This window comes from Pseudomaricurvus alkylphenolicus (assembly GCF_011683955.1).
GTDB lineage: Bacteria > Pseudomonadota > Gammaproteobacteria > Pseudomonadales > Cellvibrionaceae > Pseudomaricurvus > Pseudomaricurvus alkylphenolicus.
Window position 1 is genome coordinate 1 of record NZ_JAAQPI010000021.1, and the last position, 23,706, is coordinate 23,706.

The window sequence follows — 23,706 nt, forward strand, 5'->3', positions numbered from 1 at the left end:
TTTAGTGGGAAGCTGGGTTTTTTGAAACGCCAAAATTACGCTGAAACCCGCGTGAAATGGGGCTTTGCGAGAAGTAGAGATTTAGCCGAAAAGGGTGATGGTACCGGAGGCCGGACTTGAACCGGCAACGTATACCAAAACAGTATCCAAGCCTCTAGAAAAGCTGCGCTGGTTGCACATTCAGAATTAATACGAGCACACAAGGACATTGGTTTCACTATACGAAATTCTCAAAGCGGCCGTAGGGTTATCGGAAAGCTCTATTCGTTTAACAGTTAATAACGGACCGCTGTCCGTCTCACAGCGGACTTTCACCAACAACTTGTCCACCAGCAGTCGTTCTCCGTACCGAAAATTCTGGTATGACTCCCTCAGGCGTCCTAACGACTGTTGATTGTCAAACACGAACCACATCACGGTCAAAACCATTCGATTAGCCGTAATTTGGTCAATTCGCACAGTAAAAATTAATTTGCAGCTGGAACAACGGTCGCCTTGCAAGACATTTTCTTTATTCCGTGTAGGATATATCTCACAAGTCATTCGAATTGCACTTATAATTGAGTGCACACTATGTCAATAGCTGCTGCCTCTGGTCAATCTTGGGAAAAGACGTTAACAACCTATTAACAAGTTGATATTTCTTTTTACCGAAAATCGAGCGATCAATAGATAGAATGCAACAGCCCGAGATGTTCGGATTACGGAAACTGTTGTCGAAGAATCGATAACGCCAATAGTATAAGGGAACGCTGTGAAAGTTTTCGAACACGACAAAAAGACCGTGGATATCTTGTGGACTGGAGGATGGAATTCTTCATTTCTGGTTTTAATTAATATTTTGGGTCTTCAGAAAAATCTGTGGGTCGTTTTCAGACCCGGTAAGTCTCCAAGAGCATGATATAGAGCGATTTCAGCAGCATGATAGGTCTTAAAACCATACGCCTTTCTGGTAGTCAGTTTCGCTTTGTTGTTGAAGCCCTCAACGACACCGGTGGATATCTGCCCTCTAGCTCTGAACCAGTTAAGCAGAAGCGGACGGTGCTTGCGAAGTGTCTTCGCTATCGCCTTCATGGGCTCTATCTTGGATCTCATTGTTTTCGTACACCATTTGTCGAGAAATTTCCCAGCCCACGCTGGGGACCAGTACTCCCAGAAAAATTGAAACTCTTCCTTCAGCAAATAGGCTCTCACCGATTTCAGATTGTATTGAAGCAGTTCGGCCAACTTTGTCTCCTGGAACTCGGTCAGGTTTTCAGGTCGCTTAAGCAACGCCCAACGGCTTTTCTTCAGTACAGGGTCGTAGCCTTCTGCTACCATCTTCTTTGCCTCTTGCGCTCGAACTTCATCGATCGCCTTGTTCATCTTCGCCACGACATGGTAACGGTCAAAAACGTGTACGGCTTGATTCGCCTTTTTGGCAATGACTTTCAGATACGGTTTCCACATGTCACTGCATATAAATCGAAGTTCCTGGCTTCGTTCCCTGCCAAAGCTTCTGAAGAACCTCAGCAAGGTTCTTACAGTGCGTTTCTCACCGATCCACAACAGTCGTCGGCAACCCTCGTCGATCTGATAGACCAGAGTCAGGTAGTTATGGCCTTTCTGCCACTGGATCTCATCGACGCCGATCGAAGAGATACCCGTCATGTTTCTGTGTTCAAGACCCCAGTTAACCGCCATTTCAACCGACTTGAAGACATGATCCCAAGTCGTTCGAAAGGCTACGGCCACTTCTTTCCAGCTCAGTTTCTTGGCCCAATTAGCGAGGAACCAAGCGTAATTATCAGTCAGCTGATGCTTTCCCGAAGCCCAGGGCATCTTCTCAACATGTATGCCGCATCGCTTGCAATTAACCCTCCTTGGGGCATAAGCAAAGAAGATTCTTATTCCCCAAAAAGGTATAAACTCAAACAACCGTTGTGCCAGGCGATCATACCCTGGACATCGTTTCCCACAGCCCGAGCAGATGCCTCTGCTGTTGGATCTGGGATGGATCTCGACCTCCAGCGTCGGATTATGCTCATCACCTACCCAATGAGCGGTGCCGTACACAAAAGAGTTGAATTTCTGGATACGATTGAGGATAGTCTTAAGTTGCATCCTGTCCTCCGGATTCTGTGTGTTGTAGTTTTCGCAAACACATCATCTCAGAATTTGGACAGGGTGCTCTACCTCCTCGCTCTCAAGCTTTACCTAAATTCCACCTCTCATTGGCACATTATTCACCCACTAATTTGTCGGAAGACCCAATATTTTTGTCGAAGGACGGTTTGAGTAGTTTGGACATCAAGGAACTTGGCAAAATAGAAGACCCCATTATAAAACAGAGACAAAAAGACGCATCGGTGGAAAGCGCTGTTCAACAGTAGTCAATTCTTACTTCATTCGTCTTTGGTATTATCATAATGTTGAAACTCTTAGGACGGGGTATCGGATTTGCCCTAATAGTGCTATTGTTGGTAGCCGTCTCATTTTTCCTGGCTGCCTTCTATTACCATTCAAAATATCAGTGGACTCGGATCGACGTCAATTCTCAACGGGCTTTGTACACGGGAAGGATATCTTTTTCCGGAGTCAAAGAATTGGAACGGTTATACATGTCGACAACGCCAAGACCGCAGAGGTTGGTCATTCGAAGCCTTGGTGGTGACTTGCATGCAGGTATGAACTTAGGCCTGTTTGTGCACGACAACGCATTGGATGTAGAAGTCAAGGAGATCTGTGCTTCTTCCTGCGCCAATTATGTTTTCTCTGCAGCTCGTAAGAAATATTTGCACAGAGATTCTATTCTAGTCTGGCATGGTGGTGCAATGTCTGATGCCATTCCAAGCGTCAATGAGCTGAAGATAAAAATCGAAGATGAGATAATTAGCGCTTCGAAAATCACCAATAAAGAGAGACTTGCTGCATATCGAGAGTTTGGCTTTCGGTATGTTTCTGATCTTATTCCTAGAGAGACAAAGTTCTTCAATAAAATCGGCGTTCAACAGAACATAACCGTCACTGGATTTGGATATTTGCCAAGTGATAAAAAGCCACGGAAAAAGCAATACGCTGGATTTTATTACAGCTTAGAGGATATGCAAGAGTTTGGTCTGGTAGACATTCATCTGATTGATGATGATTGGCTTCCATCTAAGAGTTTCTTTTGGGACAGATACTTCCAGGTGGACATGAGCAGAATGCACAACGCAGATTCTGAACCGAAAGTGAATATTAAGGACGTGACGGTACAACTACCAGATATTGGTGCCTTTAAATAGCTGCCTCAAAAAATGCACGAATGACGCAGCTCGACACGTGGAAACTTTTCTTGCTAGTGGAATAACGGTCAATTTCACAAGAAGCTAGGCTTTATATACCGTCCTTTGGTTCAACTCTCGGCCTGTGATATTCATAATGAATATTACTTGTCAGATAGCCTTGCCATCTGGGAAAACGAAAGGACGGATGGGGCCGAACCGTTCCATGGCCTAGGCGTCGAAAGCGAAAGCGTGACATTTTCCTAAATCGAGCATGATATTGTTGAATGTAACGGCTCTAAAAAGAGAAGAGCCTAGAGTCAGCGTCTAGATTGAAATATGCTGAAGTACATCTATGACCGCTTACAATCAAGATCCTGTCGCAAGAAGCTGGTGAGCATCGCAATACTGTAGTGACCGCTCATGGCTGACAGCCGTGGTAGAGCGGAGCTTCCGTTTTTTTCGCAAATTTTTAAAATCAAGGGATTGAATTGAACTCTTGAATGACCACTTTCTGCTTCATGAAAAGAGTATCAAAATCGTCTGGATGATTCCGATAAATAAATCTGATTTGTCGAATATCAGTTTGCGAAGTCTGACTTGGGAAAAGAAGGATAGGAAACGGGCCAGAAACGTATCTGGTGCTGACGATTTATTGCCAGCTGTAGATGGAGATCACGGGATTATCGGGCAAAGACATGGAGCAAATTGCCGAAGATTTTGAAGCCGAATCGGGCATTCGCTTAAACATCAGCGGGCGGATGTCGATGTTTGATGATGTCTTCGCTTGAGCCGAAACCTTCTTAGATGTTGAAAGAAGCCTTTAGCATTGTATCATTGGGACTCCGTGATACCGTGTTGGGCATCAAACAGGACAGTCGATCAGGTAACGCAAATGCCTAAGGTAAAAAAAGCGTTAACACCCGCGCAGAGCGCCGCAAACAATATGAATGGGTGTTTATGAACGGCAAGCAGGTCAAGGTAAAACGACCACCCACCGTTGAGGGGATGAGTGTGGATGATTTTATCCGAGCCAACGCCGATCCCATCTGGTTGCACCAAAATGAGATGTGGGAGTTCATGGAGCCGAACGACCCGATAGACAACGACGATTGAATGCAGGGGATTGCTAAGTCGTAAACCCATATCCCGATCTACCGTAGAAATCGTATCCAGCGCCACAAACGCAGTACGTCCGCCAGCGCGGCGGCCACATAGGTATAAGCGCAAGCTCTAAGCACTTTGGCCGCTGCCGCAAGGTGGTGTTCCGGCAGATATCCTTCTTTCAAAATGGGCAGTGCTTTTTTGAAGCTTGCGTCGTATTCTTCGGGAAGAATCGCGGCGTACATCACTACGGATGTCAGCATGGAGAGTATGCCTATCAACCCCAGAACCGCCAGGGCCAGCGGTGTTTTTAAAAACACCATAAATATCGGGGCGCTCATCAGCACGTAAGACCCGATCTTTTTGATGCGGAGGGCTTTGCCCATGTATTTTTTTCTTAAGTGGGAGACCGGTTCGTCGCGACAGAACTGAATAGCGTGGCCGATTTCGTGCGCCGCTGTGGCGACGGCGGTAAGGGATTTACCCTCGTAAACATCGGGGCTGAGGCAGACGATTTTCTCATCAGGGGAATAGTAATTTTCATCCTCATTGCCCTTTTTTACCTGAACGCCCTCGAGCGTGAATCGTTCCACCAGATGCTCTGCCAGTTCAGCGCCTGTGCCTGGCATGTCACTAATGTGCCGGGAGTGTCGCCAGAGAACATACTTTACCCAGATTGAGGGGCCATAGACTAGCGCGAGAATGACGAAGAAAGCGAGACCGTATGCCATAGAGAATTGAGCGTTGTGTTGACTTTAGTACACGATTGTAATGGCTCAATGTGAAATGGTGAAGGGTGCCGGATATAGTCCTTTCATACGTCTCCACATTCCTCTTTGGTACCCAGTGCAGTGTATCAAATAGATTGCCTTGGCCCCGCGATCCCAGGATCGGATGTAAATTCAAATGCATCGCGTGTCAGGTTATTCAATGCCGATAAAGCCACCCGTCTGGTGTGCCCAGAGCTTTGCGTAAATACCATTGAGTACCAGTAACTCCTGATGGGTGCCGGATTCAACAATTTTCCCTTCGTCCAGCACCAGCAAACGATCCATTTGGGCGATAGTGGACAGACGGTGTGCTATTGCCAAAACGGTCTTATTCGACATAATTTGATTCAGGCACTGCTGTATTGCCACCTCCACCTCAGAATCCAGCGCACTGGTTGCTTCATCAAGAATGAGAATCGGTGCATCCTTGAGCATCACCCGCGCAATGGCGATGCGCTGACGCTGACCACCAGATAGCTTTACGCCGCGCTCACCTACGTGTGCATCATAGCCAACCCGCCCATTCAGATCCGACAGGTATTGAATAAACTCATGAGCTTCAGCCTGTTTGGCGGCCACCAGCATTTCTTCCTCGCTGGCATCCAGGCGACCATACAAGATATTGTCTCGCACTGATCGGTGCAGCAAGGAGGTGTCCTGAGTCACCATACTGATATTAGCACGCAGGCTCTCCTGACTGACCTCGCGCACGTCCTGGCCATCGATGATAATCTGTCCTTTCTGAACATCGTAAAAACGCAATAAAAGATTCACCAGAGTCGACTTGCCCGCCCCAGAACGCCCAACCAGACCAACTTTTTCGCCAGGTTTGATGTCTATGTTCAACCCGCTAAATACGTTTATGAGCTTGCCTTCAGATCCGGCGTAACCAAAATCCACATTGCGGAATGATATAGCACCGCCACCGACAGCTAGGCGCTTTGGCTTTTCCACATCTTTGACTTCAACTGGGTGAGACAGTGTATTAATGCCGTCCTGAACGGTTCCGATGTTCTCAAACAGCGAGGACACTTCCCACATAACCCACTGCGACATACCGTTCAGACGTAGACACAAACTTACCGCGACAGCGATATCGCCTGGTGTCACGACTTCGTGTAACCACAGGTAGATCGCCAGTACCGTAATACTGAATACCAACAAGGCATTAGAAAACCATACGCAACCATATAGTACCGTCACCAGGCGCATTTGCGGATGCACGGTCTGAAGAAATTGATCCATGCCCTCTCTGGCATAATCAGATTCCCGTTTGGAGTGCGAAAACAGCTTGACGGTAGCAATGTTGGTGTAACTGTCAACGATCCTCCCGGTCATCATAGAGCGGGCATCCGCCTGACGTTGAGAGACTGTCTTCAATCTCGGAACCAGCACTCTCAGGATAATCACGTATACGGCAAACCAACTGAGCAAAGGAATGGTTAGACGCCAGTCAGTGGTAAACACCAACACCAGGATGCTGATAAAATAAACACTCACATAGACCAGAATATCCAGCAACTTCATCACCGACTCACGCACGGATAGCGCAGTCTGCATAACTTTGGTGGCAACTCGACCGGCAAATTCGTTCTGAAAGAAACTCATGCTTTGACCAATCAGATAGCGATGGGCCTGCCAGCGGATCCGCATGGGATAATTGCCCAACAACGTCTGATGCGTCAATAACGACTGAACGATCACCAAAGTAGGCAATACCACCAGCACTAACGCGCTCATCCGCCAGAGGCTGGCCGATTCCTCAGCTAAGAACGTTGCCCGGTCGCGGGTGCCAAACCAGTCAACGAGTTGCCCAAGATAGCCAAATAGCAGCACTTCCAGCGCCGCAATGGATGCACTCAGAACAGATACACTCAGGATCGCCGGCCACATTCCCTTGGAATAGTACAAACAAAACGCCAGCAGCTTTTTCGGTGGCTGTTCTGGTAGCTTGGCAGGAAACGGGTTCGTTAACCGCTCAAAAAAGGTAAACATAGAGTGTCGTATTCCGTGGCTGATGACAGAGACGGCGAATGCTTTTGGCCCCAGCATCACTATGGTCTTTCTGTAGTTGTACGGCTTCTAACGCGGATGAAAATTGCACCCTGTGTGTTACGGCATCTGCGATTGTTGGGCGGCTGTTGCGTATTGCTGGTAGGCGGGTATGGCAATGGCTGCCACTATACCAATAACAAAGATAATCGGTAATATCAAACCAAGAAGTTTTACGCCCAGTGAGTTTTGACAGGGCGCAGGGCCGTAATCATTAACACCTTGCGTGCCCGGAAAGAAGATCAGATAAATCGCTATTAGTAAGTTTAGAAGTGGCACGATGAACAGTAAAAGCCACCAACCATTGCGGTTGAGGTCATTCAGTCGCCTCTTTGCAAACATGACCGAAAAAACAATGGTTGCTACGTAAAACAAGCCAATGCCAATCAACCCAAAAATGGATGACCCCTCCCCCGAGGTGGTAGCAAAAACCCCGCCAACGGGAATCAGTACCAGCATTAACAGGCATTGAATGCCAACGCTGTACGCCAGATACCGTAACCGACCGATGCGGCCTTTAAAGGTTAAAAACTCAGGTTGGTAGCTTTCTTCCTGGTGTTCTGATAAAGCGGCGCCTGGTGCCGTGTAGGGGCTTTGATCGTTCATAATCACTCCGTTGACGCTGGGATCGGACTGTATTTGCGTTATCGCTTGCTAATCATAGCATACGGGTATGGAAATGAGGTTGTACTGAAGGAGCGAAACCCGGCACGTCGAACGTGGGTGGCACGATAATCAACACTGGTTGTTCTGACACCCCCCCCAAAGTATGGTGTAACTTACTCTTTTCTTATAAGCCAGAGTCAAATCCATTCATAAGGTTTTTACTCAAGAATAAAGCTCGGCATCGGGAACCTTGTTGGCGTTCTCCGGACGCACGACGCTATCAGTAGTTATCACTTCAACGACAATGGGTTTGGATGGACTATCTTGCGCTCCTTCTTCGGCTCCAATACGTGAGTCTCCGCCACCCAAACAGACCGCCAAGTTCTTTGGGCGATTCTCTTCCCAATTCAATTGATGATGATGCTTGCAGCATAAATATTCAGTGTACCAAGGGTAGATTTAGGTAGAAGAACGTAGATTTTCGTAGATTTGTGTAGATTCTTTCCCAATAGAAACGCCGAGTCTATGGAAATCTACGTTAATCTACAAAAATCTACGAAAATCGATAGCACTTCTAAAAGAGGGTTTCTCCTCGTTTTTTATTGCGCAATTCATTTCGTAGTGACCAGTGGATAATTTATCCAAAGTTTACTTGGGATAAAATGCGTTGCTTGCTGCGCATGGAGAAAAGAATATGTTGCCGAAGGCAATCGTAAGAAGAGTTTCTCCAAAGTAGACTTTGGAGAGAAAAATCTAAATATAAATACGATACGTACTTTGGACAGAATTCCGAATCCCTAGTAGATATGTACTTGGGATAAAACTGAAATCCAGTAATTGGCAAAAACAGTGAAGAACACAACCAAAGTGGGATCTATCGCAAATCGAGTTCTGTGGTAATATCTTGACCCTCTATAGGGAAGACTAATGAGCGCAATCTCGTTCAAGGGCGGACATTTTCGTCGCGAGAAGACTCTTTGGTGCGTTTCAATGCCGCCAACCTGAGGCGGGCCTTTAAAGCCTGGACGGGAATCACCTGTCTGAGTACCGCCAGTCACTGGGAAACGACCCCGCCTGATGGCGCTGGCTGACACTATTGAGGTAATGGTGTAAAATTCAGCAACGGAACACTTAGGACGCTAAACCACGCATCATGACTGAAGTTAACGACAAGACTATCAATTTAGCCTATTGCATCAATGATATCGCCCGCTATTTCAGGACCTGCTTCGACCGGGAAATGTCTCAACACGGCCTTACCCGCTCGCAATGGTGGCTGTTGGCAAACCTGCAATATAACAACGGCTCAAGCCAGCAAGACCTTGCCGAAATTATGGAACTCGGGAAAAGTGGCACCGGAAAACTCATCGACCAGCTGGAGAAGAAGGGCTGGGTTGAGCGAAAACCCAATCCGGAAGACAAGCGTGCCTACAAGGTTTATCTCACCGAAGCCGTACAGCCCCTGATCAAGGACATTGATCTCGAAGCCCACACCCTGATCGAACGATCCCTATCGGAGCTGTCCGAGAGGCAGCGCACGCAACTGCAGAAACTGCTGGATAGCGTAAAAGGTCAGTTGCTGCAAATGAACAACGGGGCCACACGCTAGCCCCGCCAAATATTAGCCAGCTCCGAAACAGCATTGGAGTGGAAATTACTGCTTTAGATAGCACCCGTGAATCCTGATCATCTTAAGATATGACAGCCGCTTATAGACTGGGGTTTAAAGCACAAACGCCAAGGTAATCAATAGCAAACAAGACAGCGAACACCAGGCGGTAAAACTGTGTCGCAACCAGGAGGGTGCGAATTTCAGCTCCATAAATGAATGTCCAACCAGGTACACCTTCACAAAAGAAATAAACAGAATCGCGGCAACCGCCGCGTCCGGTCCTAAACCGTGATCGCGAAACCACCACGACAACAGCGTCAGGACCACCAGGGCCGTCCACACCTGTATCAAGCTCTTGGTGTGATCTTCACCCTTTGACAATGCGACTGTACTCATAATTTCAACCTCACTTAATCAAGTAAAACAGGGCAAACAAAACCAGCCAGATCAGATCCACCAGGTGCCAATAAATAGCGCCATTTTCCAGAAAGCGCACTTGCCTGGGCGTGACGTTAGTACGAATAGCGGCTGTCATTTTCCACAGGTAGGTCAATACAACCATGCCAACCAATACATGCAGAAAGTGTAAACCTGTCATCATGTAGTAGAGCTGGAAAAACAGGTCATATTGTGCATCGTAGCCGGCAGAGATCTTGATCCCCCACTCGATCATCTTGTTGACAATAAAGGCCGCCCCCCCCAAACCGGCGCCGAGAATGTATTTCCTCCCTAGAACCGCCTGACCACTTCGAATTGACTGCACCGCAAGAGCGACAAAGAGGGACGAGGCCAATAACACCAGGGTGTTTATGAGCCCCATGTTCAGGTTTAGCTGGTGCGAGCCCTCCAGAAACATCTCTGGGCGTTGTGCCCGCTCGTAGAGAAATGTCATAAAGTACAGACTGAAAACAATTAGATCGCAGAGCACAAAGCCCCAGATTCCGATCTCTCCCGGAGCCCGCCGGGCTCCCGTATCAATAGCTGTCGTGTTCATCGCTATAGATTCTCCTGTTTGCAGGCTGATAATCAGCCTTCATCTTTGATTTGCAATAGCTTAAGCGTAATGAGGTTTATGCGGTCGAGCCCGCCAATCCTGGCTGTGGGTTATCGATCTCATTGACGTTGGGTAGCGGTTTGTCCACTTCGTGTTCCACCAGTGGATCTTCCCAACCCGGTGCATAGACGCCCATTCCCTCGCCGGTTTCCTTGGCACAAATCGCTTCCTGACGATCGATGGCTTTTTTACCGTAGTAATTCAGGATTTCCATCCACAGGAAAAACTCAATCAAGGGAATCCAGGTTGGCAGCATGCCGCTGTAATCTGAGGGCCCCTCGCCGAAGAACATTGCCAACATACCCATGACCCAACACAGCACCGAGGCCAGGCTATAGTATCCCACCCAGCGTGGATACATCTGGTGTTCCGGCGGATTCATAAGAATCCCCAATCCGAACGCAGCTACCCAGACGTAGAATGCGGGCCCAATAAACAGGAATGTAAACCAGCCCATTTCATAAAACGCTTGAACCAGCTCCGGCGAAAAGTCCCCTGAACGGTAGGCCGCCAGTGCCCAAAATATTTCAATCATAATAAAAGTTGCGACTGATGCCGACAGACACACTATCTGGGTAAGATAGAGAACGGGAAAACGGCTTTCCGTTTTTCGTGTCCATATGGCTAGAGACGCGCCCCAAGGCGCCATAAATGCCGCTCCAAACAGCATTAGATTACATCCGAGCAAAAAAAGCGTTTTGTTGCTATTAAGCCACTGCGCCACCTCTTCAGCTTGCATGTCAGGCCCGGGAATGGGGAAAAACCCGGCTAGAAAGATAAATCCCACTAAGTAAAAAGCGGTGCATAAGTGACCCGACCATAAGCAGAGTCGATGGGCGGACGGCGTCATTCGCATTTCCATGGAATCGCTTCTCCTCATTTATTCAAATACAGATTTCAGTTCACGCAAACGGGAAATCGCGGTTTAGCAAGATGCAAATCACCCGATTGCAATACATTCGATCTGCCAATTATAGTATCCTGGTATACTATCGGGTGCAAGCGAAACTCTCTCAGTTAATTGGATGGACGCTGGGTTTGATCTTTGGAATAGCCCAAAATCTACGTACGCCAACCTAGCCAATGATGGATTAATATGGTATGCCGGTTTATTATGACCATATGTTCTTATAGAGGATGGAATGCCTTTGATCAGGCCACACCAGGGTTAATGGTGGGTACAGGGTTATTGGTGGATATCGATAGTCGATTGCAATTGCCTCAGAAGGAAGCAAATAAGAACGCGGTCAAAGCCGAGATGGGGTCTGGTTGTCTAGCGGAAGGATTGGAAGAGTAAATGCCTCCACAAGCTGTATCTATTCAGAATATAGCGACAGAGAACCGATTTAACATCAATAAAGGATTGAATACTGCCATTCTCTTCGATCCAAAAGAATCAGCAATATATCTTCTTTCGATATTCCCCGGGTGTTAACCCCACTGCACGCTTAAACGCTTTGGTAAAATGGGCTTGACTGGAGAATCCGCAGCCCAAGGCGACCTGAGTGAGAGACATGTTGTCGTCGACGAGGAGCTTTTTGGCATAGGCCAGTTTTTGGCCGGTGATATATTGATGCGGGGTCGAACCCATTGCGACCTTAAAAGCACGTGCAAAATGACATGGGCTCAAGCAGGCTTCCTCAGCCAAATCATCCAAGGTGATCACCTGATGAATATTGGCCGCAATGTAAGCTTCAATACGCTCGAGTTTTTTGGGGCCAAGTGCACCGGAGGGTGTATCGGCCACCAACTGCTTCGAGGACAGATTAGAGTAATTCTTGACAAGATGCGCGGCCAGGGCGGATCGTAAGGTTTCGATCAATAAATGACTACCCATCGATTCGTTTTCCATTTCGGCGACGATTGTCATAATGATCTGCTCTATCAAGGCGTCGTGAAACCCTCCCGCATAATTCAGTTGCACGCGATCAGGATCGATGTCGAATTCCTTGAGTGCTGCGTCGGAAAACGGCATGGCGGGAATGTACAGATGAACACACTCCTCCATGTTTCCGCTCAGCTGCACAAAGTCTTCGTGAATCCCCGCGGGACATAGCCATATGGTACCTGGAACACCGTGAGACTTTTGATACTCACCATCTCCGGAGCGCTCCACCGTTAGATTGCCTTTAAGCAGGATGCCGATTTCCGTTTCCATCGGGGTCAGGCCTGTGAGTTCTCCCGCATCGTGGGACCAGCGCTCTACCAGCAATTGAGTGTAGTCACTGCTGTCCTTGCTGCTGGATAGTCGTGTTCCGGTTCGATACTTGGCATCGCCGTGCCCTTGTAAAGCCATATGACAACTCCTGGAGGGATGGTGGCACTTCTTATTATAGTTGACCGACATCAGGATAAATAACTCGCAAACGTCGAATTAACAACCTTCGCAACCTATTTGCTTAAGGATCTTATGAGAAGCTTCCTATTACCCATCGCTCCTCTCCAATCCGGGCGCCCGCGTGAGTCTGCTGCAACAACTTAGCTAAGGATCATACTGCCTGACGGCCCTTCTGTCTTCATTACCTGGTGGGCCGTTGACCAAAGACATCAATTTTGGACAACGAATGCGCAAGATATGGCAATACCAGGGTTCTCTACCACTGCATACTGAATTCATCACAACTGATACCTGAAGATTGTATGTCGACGGTCTTAGGGTCAGATGGATTCAGCGGAGTGGAATATCATGAAGAGCAAAACCGTTATTGGCGCCTGCCCGCAAGACTGTCCAGACACATGCTCCATGTTGGTCAAGGTTGAGAACGACCGAGTGGTTTCCGTACGAGGTAACCCCGAGCAGCCTTTTACGGCCGGCCGTTTGTGCGCGAAGGTCAACAACTACCAGGACCGTGTCTACAGCGAGGATCGAGTATTACACCCGCTGAGACGAACAGGCCCCAAAGGATCTGGCAAATTCGAGCGCATCAGCTGGGATCAAGCCCTGGAAGAGATTACTGAACGCTGGAAGCAGCTCATTGCTGAACACGGTGCCAGTTGCATTCTGCCCTATAGCTATCTCGGCACTCAGGGCATCATCAATGGGCTCAATGTCGGTGATCCCTTCTTCAACCGCCTGGGGGCGACGATTTCGGAACGCAGCTTTTGCGACTCGGGTTCGAGTACGGCATACGAGATGACCATCGGCCATACCGCGGGTACCGACCCCGAGAGTTTTACTCGCTCGAAGTACATCATTCTCTGGGCGTGTAATCCGCTGAGTACAAACTCTCACCATTGGCCCTTTATTGATAAAGCACGCAAAAGCGGTGCGAAGCTGGTGGTGATTGATCCTTACAGGAGCCGCACCGCCAGGCTGGCTGACTGGCACCTGGCGATTCAACCCGGTACGGATGGTGCGTTAGCACTGGCGATGATTAATGTCATCATCAACGAGGGGCTGATTGACCGGGACTATATCGACCGCTACACCCTGGGCTTCGAGGAACTCAGAGAGCGAGTCCAACAATACCCGCCTGCAAAGGTGGCGGAAATAACCGGTATTCCCTGCGACGATATTGTTCAGTTAGCCAGAGAGTACGCTTCCACCAGTCCTGCAGTAATTCGTATAGGCGTCGCGCTTGAGAGGCACGCAGGGGGCGGTCAAGCGGTAAGAAGCATTTCGTGCCTGCCGGCATTGATTGGCGCCTGGAGACAGCCAGGCGGTGGATTGTTGCAGCTGTCCATTTGGCCATTCCCGGTCAATTGGGGGCATCTGATGCGTCCGGAATTTATTGGTGGCTCACCCTGTGTACGCAATGTCTGGCAGTTGGGGCAAACGCTGACCGAGTCCAGAGACAATGACGCTGGCAATCGCACCTCAATAAAATCCTTGTTCGTGTACAACTCCAATCCCGTGATTATGGTACCTGAGCAAGAGCGGGTCATTCGGGGATTGGAGCGCGAAGATTTGTTTACTGTGGTTAGTGATCATTTCGTTACGGATACGGCAATCTACGCCGACATAGTGCTGCCGGCAACCACGCAAGTAGAACAGGAAGACATTATGTTCTCCTGGGGGCATCTGTATCTGTCGTATAACAATCGCTCCATCGACCCCCTGGGCGAAGCCGTGAGCAACACAGAACTGTTTCGGCGTCTTGCCAAGTCGATGAACTTCGAAGATCCCTACTTCTACCGCTCCGATGAGCAGATGATTCTCGAAGCGGTGGATTGGGATAGCCCGTTACTGAAACACACCAGCCTCGAAGAACTCAAACAGGAAGGTTTTGTTCGCCTGGGCTTACCGAAACCCGATGAATATGCACCTCATGCGCAAGGCAACTTCCCAACGCCCTCGGGCAAGTGTGAGTTTAGGTCCACCATAGCCGAGCAGGGAAATTTTGTGATTCCGCTGTTCAGGCAAGGTTATGCCGGACAGCAATTGGGAGATTCGGTCGATCCACTGCCTCACTATATCGAGCCGGTTCAATCTCAACAGGCAACTCCAGAACTGTTTGCAAAATATCCCTTAAAAATACTATCCCCCAAGAGCCACACATTCATCAGTTCCAGTTTTGGAAACTTAACCCAGCAGATGCGGCAGGCGGGTGAGCAGCATGTGATTCTGAACCCTGTTGACGCGCAGTCACGGAATATTCAGGAAGGAGAAATCGTAACGGTGTCCAGCCCGGTGGGCTCCTACCAGGCCATCTCTCGAATCAGCGAAGACATCTTGCCTGGAGTGGTCGTCTCGCCGGTGGGCTATTGGCGATTCTCAAGTCAGTTTACCTCTACCGTACAGGCAGTTAACCCATCAAAGTTTGCGGACTTGGGTGCAGCTCCCACCTTTTCAGACGTATTGGTACAGGTTGAAGCCACTAATTTGGAGTAGGTTTATGCCTCATGTAGTAACTGGAAATTGTTTGGGTTGTCGTTATACCGAGTGTGTTTCGGTGTGCCCAGTGGAATGTTTTCATTTTGACGATACGATGAACTACATCGACCCGGATGTGTGTATCGATTGCGGGGGTTGCATTCCTGCGTGCCCGGTGAATGCCATTTACGATTCCTACAATTTGCCGGAAGAAGAAATGCGATGGGAAGCCATAAACCAAGAGCGTTCCAAAGAACTTCCGGTGCTGTCGGCACCTATCGATCCACTGCCCGGTGCTGATGAAAAGAAGCGGGAGCTGGGCTTATGACAGACAAGCCGATTAACTTGCCCTTTCGGATCGCCATCGTTGGTAGCGGTCCCAGCGGTTTTTACGCCGCCGAAGCCCTACTCAGGTCCGAGCCTCCTATCGAGGTGGACGTTTTCGAGAAACTGCCGGTGCCATACGGCCTGGTGAGATATGGCGTCGCTCCCGACCATCACAAACTGAAACAAGTGACCCGTGTTTTCGAACGTATCGCACAAATGGAAGGCTTTCGTCTGATTGGAAATGTGTGCGTGGGTGAAGACGTAACCGTTGACGCTCTGAGGCAGTGCTATCACGCCGTTATTTTTGCCAATGGCGCCGAGAGAGAGAAGGATCTTGGTATTGACGGGGAGTGTTTGGACGGCAGCTTTTCGGCACGAGAGTTCGTCGCCTGGTACAACGGGCACCCACATTACAGAGACTTGGATATCGACTTTTCACACGAGACGGCCGCAGTCATTGGGCAGGGTAACGTCGCCCTGGACGTCGCCCGTATTCTGCTGAAGTCCGAAGCCGAATTGAGCTCGACGGATATCGCCGATTATGCACTGGAGGCATTGAGCCAAAGTAAGGTCAAGAAGGTTCACATCATCGGTCGACGTGGTCCCGTTCAGGCGAAGTTCACCGACAAAGAGCTGCGTGAATTTAAGACGCTGCCAGGCTGTGATCCACTGGTGCGGGAAGAAGAATTTGTACTTAATGCCGCCAGCCACAAGGAGCTGGAAGATAGCACAGATGCCAAGCTGTCCACTAATCTGGAAATAATGCAGGGATTTGAATTTCAACCGTCATCAGATCATCAAAAACAGTGCTGGTTCCGCTTTTTGCAGTCTCCCTCTCGATTGATGGGCGAAAACAGAGTTGAAGCTCTGCAACTAGAACGTTGTGCCTTGGTTGGCGAACCTCTTCATCAAATCCCGGTACCTACCGGGCAGCTAAGCAGAATTGACTGCGGTTTAGTGATTCGCTGTATTGGTTATCGAGCCAAGAGAATTCCAGGCCTGCCCTATGATACGGATAAGGGTGTGCTCAGGAATAACCAGGGCAGACTGACAAAAGCCGGAGAGTCTCTGCCCGGTTTGTACGCGGTAGGCTGGATCAAGCGGGGATCAAGCGGAACCATTGGAACCAATCGTGGGGACAGTGTGGACACGGTCAAACAGCTCTTGAGTGATCTTCCTCAACTTCCAGAACCGCAACACTCACGGTCTCATATTCTGGATTCTCTGACTCGCTCAGGGCTCAGACACACCAGCTTTGGAGACTGGCAAAAAATCGATATCGAGGAAGTGCGACAGGGACAGTCGCTTGGTAAACCTCGTCAAAAGATCACCACACTGCCAGAGATGATCAGCGTCCTCGATTCGTGATCCCGGCCTGTGACAGGGCCACTATAACGTTACTGGAGAGAATAATGAAACTGATACACCCCCTGAAAGCAACCCCTACTCTTCTGGCGCTAAGCTGCGCCTGTCTTCCCATCGCCGAGGCCATCAGTCAAGATGATGGTGTTCGTGGCCTAGAGGAAATTATCGTCACGGCGCAGAAGCGAGAGCAAAACCTTCAAGATACTCCAGTAGCCGTGACGGCGTTCGGTCAAACGGATCTGGAAAACAAGGGCATAGGAGATATCGCCGATATCGCTGATTTCACACCAAACCTCATGTTTGACAAAACCGCGCCCTTAAGCGGTGCATCAAGTGCCGCAGTGCTGTTTATTCGAGGTGTCGGTCAGTCCAGTTTTCAAGTCACCGATGATCCCGGCGTGGGAACCTACGTAGATGGCGTCTACGTAGGCAGTTCTGTCGGTGGTGTTCTGGATGTCATCGATGTGCAGCGAATCGAAGTGCTTCGCGGTCCCCAGGGCACGCTGTTTGGGCGCAATACGATTGGTGGTGCGATTAATGTGACGACCAAGCGGCCGGCAGACGAACACCAAGGCAGTTTTGAGGTGACCGCAGGAAACTACAATCGCATCAATGTGAGGGCCAGCACGGATATTCCACTGACCGAGAACTTAAAAACCAAGTTCACCGCGGGCTACAAGAAGGCGGATGGTTGGGTAGATCTAGTGGCCAATTCGGAAGCTGGCAACGGCACTGAAAACCATCGCAGCCAGAAGACTCCCGGAGATGACAACGAAGGAGCGGCGCGTTTGGCTGTACTCTACACGCCAACTGACGAGCTGACTTTCTACGTGACTGCAGATGCCTCCAGAGTGCGTGAGGCATCTGCTGCGTCAACACTTCTTGGGGTCGGAAAGAACGCAAACGACCCCTCATTCGATGAAGTGGATGGTTTCTTTAACCGGGCCCCCGGAAGAGAGGACAGTGAATTCAGTGCAAATCACGGCATTCTTAACCTTGTTTATAACACCACTCAGGCCGCCACTACTGACATCCCCGGATACGGCACCGGAGTATTTTACGATGATCGCTGGATACCCGATAACCCCGCCAGAGAATCCTTCCGCACCGGCGTTAACGGCACCGACGTGGACACAACCGGCTTTTCAACAACGGTGGAGTGGGATCTCAATGACAGCATTTCGCTAAAGTCCATTACCTCATTCCGGGAAGTTGAAGCTACGCTTAATCGAGACGCAGACGGCTCTCCGCTAACGATCGTTCACTGCTTTACCGATTTTGAACACGAACAATACTCTCAGGAGCTGCAACTGTCTGGGAACTCGGAGAACTTGAAGTGGTTGGCGGGTCTCTACTATTTCAAAGAGGATGCAACGGATCCCTACAGTTGCGAACTGCCGACCGGTCACCTGCTCTTGAAGGCTACGGTGGAAAACACCAGCGTCGCTGCATTTGCCCAGGCAACTTACACTTTTTTGGATGATTTCAATATTACCTTCGGTCTAAGGTGGACCGAAGATGAAAAAACCATGAGCCCTGAGTTTGGTTTGGTGGAATCGTTTGATCGACCCGAAACCCTGGTGCCTAATCTGGTTGATGAAAACGGGAACCAAATTACCTATATCGAAGACAAATACGATGATGTCTCTCCCAGCTTCAGTATTGATTACCAGGTTACTGAAGAGCTGCTTCTTTACTACTCATACAAAGAAGGATTTAAGGGCGGCGGTTTCAGTTCTCGGACTCTGGTCCCCCGAAATGATGTCCTGCAATTCGACCCGGAAGAACTGTCAACCAATGAAATCGGTATAAAGTACGAAGGTTTCGACCGTCGACTTCGTGTCAACGCCGCAGCTTTCCTATCTGAGTACGAAGGCATTCAAGGAACACAGATCGAGTTCATTGCACCGGGCACACAGAATATCGGGGACTCTGAGATCGATGGTTTCGAATTGGAAGTGACCGCGCTGCCCACTGATAACTTGATGGTAAACTTCACCGTTGCTTATCTCAATCATCGCTTCACGCATATTTCTGAAGTGTCGCCTCTGGTGTCTCCCGATGGATTTATTCAGCCCACCGATCAGCTGACTAACACACCAGAGTGGAGTTACACCGCCTCGTTTGATTACACCATTCCTGTGCCGTCTTTAAACGGCGAACTTGCGTTGCGCGCGGATTACTCTCACTACAGCACGGTGTGGAACGACGATCTGAATTCCACGGTGCTGAAGCAATCACCTTATGGCATCACCAATGCTCAAATGGCGTTTATGTCGGATACCGGCGAATGGAGTTTTGTGATCTGGGGTAAAAACCTGACCGATGAAGAGTATATCGTCAGCGGAGACGACAATATCTACGCGGGCTTCCGTGAAGCGAACTTTGGCGAGCCTAGAACCTACGGTGCGACCTTGAGACGCAGCTTCTAGCTTTTGCTCAGTGGTGCGAACTGCTCCAGCGTTTGTTGTCAAGCCGTTCGCGATTTCGAAGAGCCCGGCTTTGGGCTCTTCTCTTTTTGCTTGTTATTGCGCGCTGCAATCAAAGACCAACTATCCAGAAGGGGGCATCATGTCCAGTGAAGTTCAAACGATTGATGAGTTATACCGCGTAGCTGAAAACGCTGCGGAGCAATTTTCCAAGTACACCTTGACGCAAGTGGAGGCCATTGTACATGCGGTGGCCAACGCTGCGGCTGATAAGGCTGAATACTATGCGCGATGGGCGGTTCGCGAAACCGGCTATGGCAGCGTCGATGCCAAAACCGCAAAAAACATCGCAACCTCAACCGGCTTGGTTGAAAACTATAACCTGGCGGATTATGTGTCGCCAAAGATAGATCAAGTCAAGAAGATGATCGCAATTCCCAAGCCTGCCGGTGTTGTGATCGCTCCCATGCCCTGTACCAACCCCATTATGACGGTTAATTTCAAGGTGATCGCTAACTTGATTGCGAGAAATTCCGTCATTTTGTGCCCGCACCCCGCCGCCAAGGAATGTTGTGTGGATGCGGCTGACTTTTTGGCGGAAGTCGCTGAACAAGCCGGCGCCCCCAAGGGTTGCATTCAGATTCTTCGAGTCCCTAGCATAGAGATGGTGGGGCAGATGATGCGCTCGCCTCGAACCAGCCTGATTATGGCAACGGGTGGTCCGGACTTGGTTCATGCTGCCTACAGCTCTGGAAACCCTGCGGTAGGCGTGGGACCGGCCAACGTTCCCTGCTACGTACATGAATCAGCCGACATTAAACGCGCTGGATCGTCGGCGGTGATTGGGAATAGCTTCGATAATTCTCTGCCTTGTACTTGCGAGTCAGTGGTGATCGCTGACAGGTCAATTAGTGAAGCACTAAAACGCGTTATCGCCGACAACGGAGGCTGGTTCGCTGAGGGCGAAAGTAACGAAAAACTGAGGGAGTTCTTATTTCCTAATGGTGTCTCCAATCCGGCCGCTCTGGGTAAGAGTCCCCAATGGATCGGCTATCAAGCGGGTGTCAATGTTCCTGATAACGCCCTGTCAATCGTCTTTGAAATCGACCATATTGGTATGGACGAACCCGTTAGTAAGGAGAAGATGTTTCCCGTTCTGGGTTTTTACCGCATCGATGGTGGAGCGGCAGAGGGCATCGCCAGCGCCCTGGACATGTTGGATCTTATGGGCAAGGGACATTCCGCTGTGATCCATTGCGAAGACCCGAAGGTTGTCGCCAACTACAGTATGGCATTGCCTGTCTGTCGCCTCGCCGTAAACACACCGGGCATGACGGGGTCGGCTGGAATGACAACCAACCTTTGCCCAACGGGCGCTGTGGGTACCGGGTTCTGGGGTGGAAGCTCCACCGATGAAAACATCGGACCTCAGCATCTGGTTCAATACACCTACGTTGCCTACGACAGCGATGAGTCCGTAGTCATGGGCAGCATTGAACAGGCACTACCGCAAGCGATGTAGAAATCCCCCGGATGGTCCATTGCTTTGAATTGAGCCTGCCGATTAACGTTGATGCAGCGGTAGGCTTGTTCACCTATAGCAGCAGATTGGAGGCTGTCGTCATCCTTACCTTCTTGGTAAAATCCCCACTTTTACTTTGGCAGAAGAATGACCAGATCTTTGCAGAAAACCAGCCCAGTTTTGGACGGGGCAGACTCCGTTGTGGTCCTCGACTTTGAAACCACCGGGCTGTCACCCACACAAGGGGATCGTGCGATTGAAATCGGAGCGGTACTGATTGAGCACGGGCAAATAACCGACCGCTTTCAACAGCTGATGAATCCTGGCTTTCGCATTAGTGGTTTTATTGAAAATTACACCGGCATTACCCAAGAAATGCTGGAATCTGCACCGCCGTGTGAAGAGGTGATGGCACAATTTGCGGACTTTATTGGAGACCATAACCTGGTCGCTCACAACGCCTCCTTTGACCGCCGCTTTTTGGATGCCGAGTTGGGGTTTATCCAGCGGGATTATGGGGGCGGCTTCGCCTGTTCCATGTTGATTGCCAGGCGGCTGTACCAGGAAGCCCCCAGCCATAAACTGGGTGTACTGGTGGATTATAAAAATATCCCCAATGATGGGGTGTTTCACCGGGCTTTAGCCGATTCCGAGATGACGGCCAGGTTGTGGTTGTTGATGCTGGAAGATATCAAGGAGCAATACAGCATCGCTCCTGTCTCGTTTGGGTTGATGCAGGAAGTGTCCCAAAAACCCAAAGCCTCGGTAGCGCGTTTTTTGCGTGCTCAAGCATAGGGGTGGAGCCACTATTAATACGGGTCAACGATAGGAGTGCCTATGCCCAGTGACGACTATCAGTGGGAAGCCGACCAAAAGGGATATGAGGTCGAGACCCTACAGGCGCCCCCCTGTATGACCGGCAGCGGAAGTTCCGGGGGCGGCGGCTGTGTCTAACGGGAAACGTCGCATTTCGCGACTCATTCTTGTTCTCTTATCATCAGTCTGGTTCTTTCCCGTCAGCTGTACTTCAATCTCGGTGGTATCCAGCCAGATCTTGAGTCAGCTCGACACCAGAGACATCCGTGCCGGTGAAACGCCCTATCCAATATTCCGCGTGCTGCTCCGTCATACCAAGACTGGTGAACTCACCAGCGTGCCCCTGGGGCAATATGCAGACTATCTATCCAATCATTCTGAATATCATCTGCAGCTGCCCGAAGGCGATGGAGAATATTGGTATGAGGATAACAACGACCCAGGAGCGGAGTTCTTTATTCACTACCAAGTGAGCTTCGATGAGAATGGGCATCCCATCGTGAAGTGCCAATATTCTGATATGGATTACCCAGCCTGGTGGCAGTATCGGGTGATGGGAGATCAGGTGGAGCCGATTTATTCGGGGATGTTTCATATGGGGCACGCGCTATCCGGAGTGATCCCAGGATTCGCAATCGCCTCGATCATCTATTGGATTGCAGGGCGTATTAGGAAAACCAAACGGGAATCCACCAACGGTGAACCTAAGTGATTTGGCATATTGTTAGGCTCCGTCGCAATGGCTTGACCCACAGTTCTACCCCCTCACATTCACACGACGCAAACAGATCCTCAATAGCTTTGGCCGTAGTTCAGACGGCAAATTGAAAGTTGCAGGCTTCTGGCCAAGCATAAAATCAACTCACCTTTATAGCCGGCAGTATAAAATATGCTCAAATATGAAAAACCGGATACCGACGAATCCACTTGTGCCCTCTTCTTCCGTTCCCGTTACCAGGAAAGCAGGTGCTTAGTGGCGCCCAAGTAAGCATGTTAGATAAGTTTCTTACTTTATTTCAGGAAAAAGTATGGATTTTCTCAAATCCCGTTTTTATACTCGAAACCGCACAGAGGGATGATGTGCACATTCAAACCAGCCATTGTAAACATAAGGACTGTGTCTATGGTATTTATCGATTGTAAAGTCGGTGAAGCAATTCACATCGGCGACGACATTATTGTCACCCCCCTTTCAGTATCAACATCGAACATCACATTCAAAGTGGAAACCATCGTTCGAGTACAGCCCCAGAATACGGCAGTATTTCTGAAGCTTCTCGGATCGAAGGAAGGTGCTGTAGGCAGAGGGAGACCAAAGAAGAAAAAAACAGCAAGGCTTCTTGGGCTCAGAAAGCGGTCCAAATACAAGCCCCATTAGCGGTCTTCACAGCCTCCATACCGAGGAATTTTCAGACCTTGATGATGATGGGTCGCTCAGTTTTGTATATCCACGCGCGTCACCTGGTAGAGGAGTACTCGCTCGGCGGGCACCCGTCATCTTTTCTGTAGCCCTCAAGGGATGCCTGCCTTTCAAGGAAGTGTCGGAAGATGACGAGGGGCGTTTTCGCCAGACTGACGTCGGAATCAGTCTGCATTATATTGCGCTGAATCCTCCGCCGCCCTCCTCACATGCAAGCTATCCAGCGCCGCTTGTCTTTGTTCGGCATCACCTCGGTGATAGGCCACGAGCATATCCGCCACGTCGTCTTCTTCGCAGAACAAGTAACACGTCGGCACGTTGAGTTCTTGAGCAATGCTTTGTGCGATCTCATAGTCCGGTGAGTGAACTCCCTTTTCGTATTGATTCATACGGGCACTGGCTGACAACGCATCAATGCCTGCTCGGATCCCCAGCTCACGCTGAGACAGGCCGGCATGGGTTCGTGCTTGTTTTAATCGTTTGGTAAAAGGGGATACGCTGTTCATTCCGTTGTAGCTACTGGACCGGGGCCTATAGGGTAGCCGAGACAGGCTGTTCTTTGAAGAAAAAA

The 23,706-nt window shown here is 49.5% G+C and carries 20 protein-coding genes; 11 read left to right on the top strand and 9 right to left on the bottom strand.

The window, feature by feature from the left end; genetic code table 11:
* Positions 1 to 849: 849 nt before the first annotated feature.
* Complete coding sequence (locus HBA55_RS32180) at positions 850 to 2,103, bottom strand: ISL3 family transposase (RefSeq protein WP_166999856.1); 1,254 nt, start codon at positions 2,101 to 2,103, stop codon at positions 850 to 852.
* A gap of 497 nt (positions 2,104 to 2,600) precedes the next feature.
* Here HBA55_RS32180 and HBA55_RS32185 point away from each other — a divergent pair, with 497 nt between their 5' ends.
* The 3 genes from HBA55_RS32185 to HBA55_RS32190 all read left to right on the top strand — a co-directional run bounded on the left by HBA55_RS32185 (position 2,601) and on the right by HBA55_RS32190 (position 4,361).
* Positions 2,601 to 3,266, top strand: a complete 666-nt coding sequence (locus HBA55_RS32185; RefSeq protein WP_166999857.1) for a hypothetical protein — start codon at positions 2,601 to 2,603, stop codon at positions 3,264 to 3,266.
* 647 nt (positions 3,267 to 3,913) lie between these two features.
* Complete coding sequence (locus tag HBA55_RS37935) at positions 3,914 to 4,036, top strand: hypothetical protein (protein ID WP_277345753.1); 123 nt, start codon at positions 3,914 to 3,916, stop codon at positions 4,034 to 4,036.
* Positions 4,037 to 4,205: 169 nt separating this feature from the next.
* Entirely contained in the window at positions 4,206 to 4,361 is a 156-nt protein-coding gene (locus HBA55_RS32190; RefSeq protein WP_206020085.1) for a hypothetical protein, read from the top strand.
* Between the two features lie 38 nt (positions 4,362 to 4,399).
* Here HBA55_RS32190 and HBA55_RS32195 read toward each other — a convergent pair whose 3' ends face one another.
* The 3 genes from HBA55_RS32195 to HBA55_RS32205 form a co-directional block, all read right to left on the bottom strand.
* On the bottom strand, positions 4,400 to 5,080 hold the full coding sequence (locus HBA55_RS32195) for a zinc metallopeptidase (protein WP_166999858.1): 681 nt from the start codon (positions 5,078 to 5,080) through the stop codon (positions 4,400 to 4,402).
* A gap of 192 nt (positions 5,081 to 5,272) precedes the next feature.
* Positions 5,273 to 7,114 carry an ABC transporter ATP-binding protein gene (locus tag HBA55_RS32200; RefSeq protein ID WP_166999859.1) on the bottom strand — a complete coding sequence of 614 codons (1,842 nt, stop codon included), beginning with the start codon at positions 7,112 to 7,114 and terminating at the stop codon, positions 5,273 to 5,275.
* Between the two features lie 117 nt (positions 7,115 to 7,231).
* Complete coding sequence (locus HBA55_RS32205) at positions 7,232 to 7,777, bottom strand: DUF805 domain-containing protein (protein ID WP_166999860.1); 546 nt, start codon at positions 7,775 to 7,777, stop codon at positions 7,232 to 7,234.
* Positions 7,778 to 8,930: 1,153 nt separating this feature from the next.
* Here HBA55_RS32205 and HBA55_RS32210 point away from each other — a divergent pair.
* Positions 8,931 to 9,386: a MarR family winged helix-turn-helix transcriptional regulator gene (locus tag HBA55_RS32210; RefSeq protein ID WP_166999861.1), complete on the top strand. Its 456-nt coding sequence runs from the start codon at positions 8,931 to 8,933 to the stop codon at positions 9,384 to 9,386.
* A 114-nt stretch (positions 9,387 to 9,500) separates the two neighbouring features.
* Here HBA55_RS32210 and HBA55_RS32215 read toward each other — a convergent pair whose 3' ends face one another.
* The 4 genes from HBA55_RS32215 to HBA55_RS32230 all read right to left on the bottom strand — a co-directional run bounded on the left by HBA55_RS32215 (position 9,501) and on the right by HBA55_RS32230 (position 12,739).
* A complete protein-coding gene (locus HBA55_RS32215) occupies positions 9,501 to 9,785 on the bottom strand; it encodes a cytochrome C oxidase subunit IV family protein (RefSeq protein ID WP_166999862.1) in 285 nt (94 codons plus the stop codon).
* Between the two features lie 10 nt (positions 9,786 to 9,795).
* Complete coding sequence (locus tag HBA55_RS32220; protein ID WP_166999863.1) at positions 9,796 to 10,383, bottom strand: cytochrome c oxidase subunit 3; 588 nt, start codon at positions 10,381 to 10,383, stop codon at positions 9,796 to 9,798.
* Positions 10,384 to 10,459: 76 nt separating this feature from the next.
* Positions 10,460 to 10,978: a hypothetical protein gene (locus tag HBA55_RS32225; RefSeq protein ID WP_166999864.1), complete on the bottom strand. Its 519-nt coding sequence runs from the start codon at positions 10,976 to 10,978 to the stop codon at positions 10,460 to 10,462.
* An 861-nt stretch (positions 10,979 to 11,839) separates the two neighbouring features.
* On the bottom strand, positions 11,840 to 12,739 hold the full coding sequence (locus HBA55_RS32230) for a helix-turn-helix domain-containing protein (RefSeq protein ID WP_166999865.1): 900 nt from the start codon (positions 12,737 to 12,739) through the stop codon (positions 11,840 to 11,842).
* A gap of 390 nt (positions 12,740 to 13,129) precedes the next feature.
* Between HBA55_RS32230 and HBA55_RS32235 the strand changes: the two genes are divergently transcribed.
* The 7 genes from HBA55_RS32235 (at position 13,130) to HBA55_RS32265 (ending at position 22,427) form a co-directional block, all read left to right on the top strand.
* Entirely contained in the window at positions 13,130 to 15,274 is a 2,145-nt protein-coding gene (locus HBA55_RS32235) for a molybdopterin-containing oxidoreductase family protein (RefSeq protein ID WP_166999866.1), read from the top strand.
* Between the two features lie 4 nt (positions 15,275 to 15,278).
* On the top strand, positions 15,279 to 15,584 hold the full coding sequence (locus HBA55_RS32240; RefSeq protein WP_166999867.1) for a ferredoxin family protein: 306 nt from the start codon (positions 15,279 to 15,281) through the stop codon (positions 15,582 to 15,584).
* Positions 15,581 to 16,951, top strand: coding sequence for an FAD-dependent oxidoreductase (locus tag HBA55_RS32245; RefSeq protein ID WP_166999868.1), 1,371 nt, complete (start codon positions 15,581 to 15,583; stop codon positions 16,949 to 16,951). Before HBA55_RS32240 ends, HBA55_RS32245 begins: the two co-directional genes overlap by 4 nt.
* A gap of 44 nt (positions 16,952 to 16,995) precedes the next feature.
* Positions 16,996 to 19,380 (top strand): TonB-dependent receptor, encoded by a 2,385-nt coding sequence (locus HBA55_RS32250; RefSeq protein WP_166999869.1) that lies wholly within the window; start codon positions 16,996 to 16,998, stop codon positions 19,378 to 19,380.
* 139 nt (positions 19,381 to 19,519) lie between these two features.
* Positions 19,520 to 20,899, top strand: a complete 1,380-nt coding sequence (locus HBA55_RS32255; RefSeq protein ID WP_166999870.1) for an aldehyde dehydrogenase family protein — start codon at positions 19,520 to 19,522, stop codon at positions 20,897 to 20,899.
* Between the two features lie 147 nt (positions 20,900 to 21,046).
* Entirely contained in the window at positions 21,047 to 21,694 is a 648-nt protein-coding gene (locus tag HBA55_RS32260) for a 3'-5' exonuclease (protein WP_166999871.1), read from the top strand.
* A 259-nt stretch (positions 21,695 to 21,953) separates the two neighbouring features.
* Positions 21,954 to 22,427 carry a hypothetical protein gene (locus HBA55_RS32265; RefSeq protein WP_166999872.1) on the top strand — a complete coding sequence of 158 codons (474 nt, stop codon included), beginning with the start codon at positions 21,954 to 21,956 and terminating at the stop codon, positions 22,425 to 22,427.
* 872 nt (positions 22,428 to 23,299) lie between these two features.
* Here the strand turns inward: HBA55_RS32265 and HBA55_RS32270 are convergent.
* Positions 23,300 to 23,641, bottom strand: coding sequence for a helix-turn-helix domain-containing protein (locus HBA55_RS32270; RefSeq protein WP_166999873.1), 342 nt, complete (start codon positions 23,639 to 23,641; stop codon positions 23,300 to 23,302).
* Between the last annotated feature and the right edge of the window lie 65 nt (positions 23,642 to 23,706).